Raw genomic sequence first — 1,372 nt, 5'->3', positions numbered from 1 at the left:
TTAGATAGGTCCGGTGATCTGGAACAAAATTCAGGGAAAATAAGAGCTATTCCCAGCTTGTTAGTTTAATCACGTTACTCTCAGAATGGCTTATCCACAAGTCCATAGGCCAGGAGAGCTTTCATTGTCTCGGATAGGCCTGTGGACCCTGGGTAAGCCATCACACACGGAGCTCATGTTTTTGGGTTGAATCCAAAATACATACTGGCTGGTGTAATGTATCCGAAAGACTGGTGTGATCTTCGGTTGTTATAATAATCAAAGTACTCAGATAATGCCAGCTCAACCTCTTCGATTGTTTCAAAAGAATACCGATAGAGTTTTTCTTGTTTTACACTGCGCCATAGCCGCTCTATGAAAATATTATCTAAGTACCGACCTCGTCCGTCCATACTAATAGATATTTTGTGAGCTTTAAGAGTGTTTATCCAATCATTAGATGTAAATTGAGCTCCCTGATCGGTATTAAATATCTCGCATCGTCCCTGCAGCAAGGCATTTCTAAGTGCCTCCACACAGAATTCAGCCTCAAGCGTTGGTGAAAGCGCCCATTGAATCACATAGCGACTATACCAATCCATAATAGCAAGCAAATAAACGTGGCCACCTTTCATCCGGACATAAGTGATATCTGCCGCCCATACTTGATTCGGCCTTGTGATATCAACATCTCGCAATAGATAGGGGTACACGGTGTGCTCTTTATTGGGAACGCTTGTATTTGGCTTTGGGTAAACAGTTTCTAATCCCATAAGCTCCATAAGTCTCTTGATACGACGTTTACCAACAGGATAACCAACTTCTTGTGACAACCACTGAGCACGCTTGATTTTGCCTTCACATGGATATTGAAGATAATGCTCATCCAGCAACGCCATTAATCGCTCATCTTCTGCTGATATGGGAGACGCCTTGTAATAGTAACTTGAAACGTTCAATCCGAGTAGCATGCACTGCTCGCGGATTGTTATTTCAGCCCTGCCATCGATTAACTTACGCTTCTCATCTAAACTCAGGATAATGCTTTTTTTTTAACCAAGACAATTGTGCTTGAAGTCGCCCAATCTCTTCATATAGCGAATCGACAAGCTCTGTTTGTGCGATTTTATCCTTATCTTTTGCATTAGAAAACACATCGCTTATTGCTTGTAATGCGGTTTGCTTCCACGCCTTGATCTGAGTAGGATGAACACCATATTCGCTGGTTAGTTGGGCTTGGGTTAGCTTGCCCTCAATTGCTGCAATGGCAATTTTTGATTTTTTGGATGCAGTGTAATAATTGCGCTTTTTAGTCATTCTATTCTCCAATAATTCTTAGAAGAATAGCTCTTAAAATCTCCCTTTTTTCGTCCAAAAATCTGCGCCTATATCA

General features: G+C 41.5%; 2 protein-coding genes. Both read right to left on the bottom strand.

Features of this window, described 5'->3' with window-relative positions; genetic code table 11:
• Positions 1-173 precede the first annotated feature (173 nt).
• Positions 174-965: an IS3 family transposase gene (locus B5D33_RS16235; RefSeq protein WP_318796040.1), complete on the bottom strand. Its 792-nt coding sequence runs from the start codon at positions 963-965 to the stop codon at positions 174-176.
• Between the two features lie 37 nt (positions 966-1,002).
• On the bottom strand, positions 1,003-1,296 hold the full coding sequence (locus tag B5D33_RS16230) for a hypothetical protein (RefSeq protein ID WP_058452994.1): 294 nt from the start codon (positions 1,294-1,296) through the stop codon (positions 1,003-1,005).
• Positions 1,297-1,372 lie beyond the last annotated feature (76 nt).

This window comes from Legionella maceachernii, assembly GCF_900167045.1.
Taxonomy (GTDB): domain Bacteria; phylum Pseudomonadota; class Gammaproteobacteria; order Legionellales; family Legionellaceae; genus Tatlockia; species Tatlockia maceachernii.
Note: the sequence above shows the minus strand (reverse complement) of the source record. Positions and strands in the feature narration are given on the sequence as shown.